The organism is Veillonella sp. CAG:933 (assembly GCF_000431435.1).
Classification (GTDB): Bacteria; Bacillota; Negativicutes; order Veillonellales; family Veillonellaceae; genus Veillonella_A.
Genome location: NZ_HF986172.1, coordinates 18,051 through 22,734, shown reverse-complemented (window position 1 = coordinate 22,734; position 4,684 = coordinate 18,051). Strand labels below are relative to the sequence as shown.

At 43.6% G+C, this 4,684-nt stretch carries 4 protein-coding genes and 6 tRNA genes; 9 read left to right on the top strand and 1 reads right to left on the bottom strand.

Translation table 11 applies throughout. The annotated features are described in order from the left end of the window. Positions 1-213 precede the first annotated feature (213 nt). The 7 genes from QZL64_RS03615 (at position 214) to QZL64_RS03585 (ending at position 1,465) form a co-directional block, all read left to right on the top strand. Positions 214-289: transfer RNA gene (locus QZL64_RS03615), tRNA-Asp, on the top strand. A gap of 5 nt (positions 290-294) precedes the next feature. Further along, a tRNA-Phe gene (locus QZL64_RS03610) sits at positions 295-370 on the top strand. A gap of 5 nt (positions 371-375) precedes the next feature. After that, positions 376-450 (top strand) — tRNA-Gly (locus tag QZL64_RS03605). 7 nt (positions 451-457) lie between these two features. After that, positions 458-532: transfer RNA gene (locus QZL64_RS03600), tRNA-Cys, on the top strand. A 15-nt stretch (positions 533-547) separates the two neighbouring features. Then, positions 548-636, top strand: a tRNA-Leu gene (locus tag QZL64_RS03595). Positions 637-782: 146 nt separating this feature from the next. Next, complete coding sequence (locus QZL64_RS03590; RefSeq protein ID WP_021840641.1) at positions 783-1,235, top strand: GNAT family N-acetyltransferase; 453 nt, start codon at positions 783-785, stop codon at positions 1,233-1,235. 144 nt (positions 1,236-1,379) lie between these two features. Next, positions 1,380-1,465 (top strand) — tRNA-Leu (locus tag QZL64_RS03585). A gap of 48 nt (positions 1,466-1,513) precedes the next feature. Here QZL64_RS03585 and QZL64_RS03580 read toward each other — a convergent pair. Further along, positions 1,514-1,846, bottom strand: coding sequence for a hypothetical protein (locus tag QZL64_RS03580; protein WP_021840640.1), 333 nt, complete (start codon positions 1,844-1,846; stop codon positions 1,514-1,516). Between the two features lie 362 nt (positions 1,847-2,208). Between QZL64_RS03580 and QZL64_RS03575 the strand changes: the two genes are divergently transcribed. Then, positions 2,209-2,835, top strand: a complete 627-nt coding sequence (locus QZL64_RS03575; RefSeq protein WP_021840639.1) for a trimeric intracellular cation channel family protein — start codon at positions 2,209-2,211, stop codon at positions 2,833-2,835. Between the two features lie 167 nt (positions 2,836-3,002). Then, positions 3,003-4,684, top strand: a 1,682-nt coding sequence (locus tag QZL64_RS03570; protein WP_296309256.1) for a DUF4127 family protein, incomplete at its 3' end; no start/stop codon positions are given.

The window sequence follows — 4,684 nt, the reverse complement described above, 5'->3', positions numbered from 1 at the left end:
AAAGTGTTCAATTTCACATTGCAATTTACTATTTAATTAAATTGAAATAAAATATTAAATTTATACTAGACAAAGTACTCTGAAAAATGGTAGAATAATTTTCGTTGCTAAGGGCGGCGAAAGTAATGAAACAGTCAAAAGCATGTAAAAACTTTTCAAAAAGTTGCTTGACAATTGTTGCTGAAACCCCTATAATAACAAAGTAACGTATACGGCCCCGTGGTGTAGCGGTTAACATGTCGCCCTGTCACGGCGAAGATCGTCAGTTCAAATCTGATCGGGGTCGCCACGTTCGCCCCGGTAGCTCAGTCGGTAGAGCAAAGGACTGAAAATCCTTGTGTCGACAGTTCGATTCTGTCCTGGGGCACCATTTATGCGGAAATAGCTCAGTGGTAGAGCACCGCCTTGCCAAGGCGGGGGTCGCGAGTTCGAATCTCGTTTTCCGCTCCATTTATTTGGCGGCATAGCCAAGCGGTAAGGCAGAGGTCTGCAAAACCTTTATTCCCCAGTTCGATTCTGGGTGCCGCCTCCATATTTTTCTACCCATGCCGGGGTGGCGGAACAGGCAGACGCAACGGACTTAAAATCCGTCGGTTGGAGACAACCGTACCGGTTCGATTCCGGTCCTCGGCACCATTTAGACTGAATGAAAATTCAGTCTATTTTTTTTTGAAATAAAGAAGGACTTTTTTCCTCCTATAGCGAACTATATATTTAGAGTAATTAATCATGTATATTTTGGTACAGATACATACTATGGTATAGCTAAAGGAGGATTTCGTATGAATTTTGAACTTCGTGATGGTCACGAGTATATTGATGAAGTAAAGAAACTATTTGTTGATTATGTACGTTCCTTAGGTGTTGCTGCCAATGTGAAAGAATTTGAAGGCTTGGAAGAAAAGTATAAAGGCGACCGTGAAGCGTTATACATTGCCTTTGTAGATGATGTACCGGCCGGCTGCGTAGCTTTACGCCATGTTAACTATGAAACAGCTGAAATGAAGCGTCTTTATGTACGCCCTGAATTTCGTCGTACCGGCCTCGGTATGAATATTGCTCACATTCTTGTAGAAGAAGCTAAAGAAAAAGGTTATAAGACGCTTCTATTGGATTCCTTGCCTAGCATGGAAAGTGCCAAAGAATTATACAAAGCCTTGGGCTTTAAGAGCACTGACCGCAATGTGAAAAAACCGGTTCGTACGGTTGTGCATTTATCATTACCTTTAGTTTAATCAATACCGACCAAAATAATAACGTAAATAAAAGCGAGTCCCGCTTCTGATGGGGACTCGCTTTTTGTGTGTTTTTGAAGGACTGAAAATCCTTGTGTCGACAGTTCGATTCTGTCCTGAGGCACCATTTAATAACAATTCCATGCGGTTGTGGTGGAATGGCAGACACGCCATCTTGAGGGGGTGGTGAGCTTACGCTCGTATGGGTTCAAGTCCCATCAACCGCACCATATCAGTAAATAAGCGCCTTGCGAGATTTCGCAGGGCGCTCTTTTTGTTTATTTTTTGTTTGTAGATTTCTTTTGTTCGTCTTTAGATTCGTTGACATTAATAATCACATTTTTCTCCTGCCAACTGCGTACGGCATCATTGACATACGAATTACGCAACTCATCAGCTTCTTCCGGAGTCATGATGATTTTTTTACGTGGGATAATGATTTCACGATTTGCAGGTACATCTTCACTATACGAATAACCATCATCAGGATCCCACTGATTGATGGTTGCGCTGCCGTCAGGATGGCGAATTACTTGCGTTTGCAATTCTGCAAAGACTGTTGTAGAACTGATTAATAGTAACCCCGAAAGGGCCATTAGCATCTTTTTCATAAAAACCTCCACAAATACAGATATAGAACCTGCAATTCTGAATAAACTTCAAAGATATAAACGAGCCTTCGAAATATACTTTCGGAGGTCTTTTCTATTTTTATAATGTAACTAAATTTTATGTTTTAATCGTTTGTTTTTTACTTTGAAAACAAATATCAAAACTTAATTCTATTATACAGTAATCATATGAAAAAATGGTAATTATTTACAACAACGGTAGCTGATTAATTCTTATTTTACTATCCGTATATAGGGGACTTTAAACACCGTATTGTGCTATAATAAAGTGATATATTTGAGACAAAGAGACCATTATTTCATGTTGTTTGTAAATTACAAGGAATTAAGGAGTAAACATCTTGGAATTATTATGGCTTATTTTTGACATGGTGGGCACCATTGCCTTTGCCGTTTCGGGGACGCTTGTAGGCATCGGGCGGCGTATGGATATTTTCGGCATGCTTGTTTTAGCTTTGGCTACGGCCATTGGTGGCGGTATTATGCGTGATTTAATTGTGGGTAATATTCCGCCAAATTCGCTTCGCACCGGCATTTATGTGGGAACGGTCATTGCGGTAACCTTTATTATGTTCCTTATTTATCGCTCACGCAGCGATCATTACATCGGGACTCGTTGGGTTCGCCGGATGTATTTGGCAGCCGATACGTTGGGGCTTGCATCCTTTACGGTTACCGGCGCCGGCATCGGCGTGTACAACTATCCGGATATGCCGGTTTTGAGCGTTATCTTAGGTTTGTTGACGGCCGTAGGTGGCGGGGTAATCCGTGATATCTTGGCACAGCGCGTACCGTCGGTGCTGCGTGAAGAAGTGTATGCCTTGCCGGCCATTATCGGCGGTATCGTGTATTGTGCGTTTTACTACGGAGGCATGTGGCAAATGGCGTCGTACAGTGCGTTTGTCATTGTAGTTGTTATTCGTACGCTGGCCATTCGGTATAATTGGAGCTTGCCGCGCATTAAATAAAATAGGGTTACATATTAACTTAGTTCTATATGTTTAATTAACACAAAATATGATATAATACTAGAGATTACAAGAATTTCGATGAAAATCGATGTTTATTATGTTAATATAAGTCAATTACATTTTATAAAAAAATCAAGTAAAGCTAAGAAGAAGGAGTGAGTGTATTGAAAAAACGATTTTCCTGGCTGGCAGGGGCTTTAGCGGCTGCTGTTTTATGGGGAACATCGCAGGTAGAGGCAGCTACCATTTTATTTGTACCGCAGGATAACCGTCCGGTTAGCTTATCTTACACCGTTGACACGGCGGAAGGTGCCGGTTATACGGTGATTACGCCGCCGGATTATCTGATTTCCGGTAAAAATTATCATGGTGAAGCGGATAAAATTTGGCAGTGGGTTGATGAAAACGCCGGCCGCGCCGATGTGATGGTGCTCAGCACGGATACGTTGGTGTACGGTGGCTTGGTAGATTCCCGTAAACACAACTTATCCTTGAATACGTTGTTGAACCGCACGAAACAAATCGGAACTTTGCACGACAAATTCCCGAATGTGCCGATTTATGCGTTCGGTACGGTAATGCGTTCGCCGCGAGCCAGTGGGGGCGGGGTAGAGCCATCCTATTATGATGAATACGGCCCGACTATTTTCCAGATTGCCGCGTTGCAGGATAAAATGGATGCCGGTAATTTGACACAAGAAGAACAGTCTTCATTGGTACAACTGACCGCTACGGTGCCGGTTGAATACTTACAAGACTGGTTTAACCGTCGTCAGAAGAATATGACGGTTAACCGTGCGCTTATTGATGAAACTCGCAAAGGCGTTTTCAAATATTTCGCCTTAGGTCATGACGATACGAGTACTTTATCGCAGTCAGCTTTGGAAAGTCGTTATTTGAAGTTATACAGCAAAGGGCTTAACATTGATCGTTACGGCAGCTTCCCAGGCGCCGATCAGCTCGGCTTGTTGCTTATTGCCCGCGCTCATGTGGACCGCAATAACTTGAAACCGTCCTTTGAAGTGATTTATCCGTTGGGCGGTGCCGGTGAAACGGTGCCTCATTACGAGGATCAGACCGTTGCCAAGACGATTGCGGAGCACGTGGAAGCCGTAGGTGGCACGCTGGCTACCAAAGGCAAACCGGACATTTTATTGGCCGTAAATACGCCGCTTGGCAAAGTAACCGGCGAATCGGAAGCGTTTGAAAACTTCCCGATGATTTCTGCCAGCACGAATGCCTTTTTAGACAAAATTCAGACCGCCATTGAACAGAACGTACCGGTAAGTGTTGCCGATATTTCTTACTCTAACGGCGCTGACAATACATTCGTATATGGACTCTACAAACGGGATTTACTCTACAAAGTAGATGCGTACAATGGTTGGAATACGGCAAGTAATACCGTAGGCTATGCCATTGCGCAGGGCATTTTGGGCAAAGCTATGCCAACTCAGGCTCATCGCGATATGTTGACGCAGCAGTATTTGGATAACTGGGCTTACCAGGCTAACATCCGTAAAGATATTTATCGCATGCAGGATTCGATTCGCACCGATAATGTGCGCTACACCGGTACTTTGAATGAAAAACTGGAAAGCTACATGGGTGAACGCGTTCAGGATTTTGCCGAAAAATATCTGAAGATTGATCCGCGTACTGTTTCAGCACGATTCCCTTGGGGCCGTCTGTTTGAAACAGATATTACTGTGTATGATCAGCCGATAGCACCTTTGCAAAAAGAATTACGTTTACAGCGTGAAGCGGAAGCCAAGGCTAAAGCGGAAGCCGAAGCAAGAGCCAAGGCCGAGGCGGAAGCCAAAGCTAAAGCGGCAGCCGCCCGCAA

Excerpts from the sequence above, each read along its gene's own strand:
- QZL64_RS03590 (WP_021840641.1), top strand. The coding sequence starts at position 783 with ATGAATTTTGAACTTCGTGATGGTCACGAGTATATTGATGAAGTAAAG.
- QZL64_RS03580 (WP_021840640.1), bottom strand. The coding sequence starts at position 1,846 with ATGAAAAAGATGCTAATGGCCCTTTCGGGGTTACTATTAATCAGTTCT.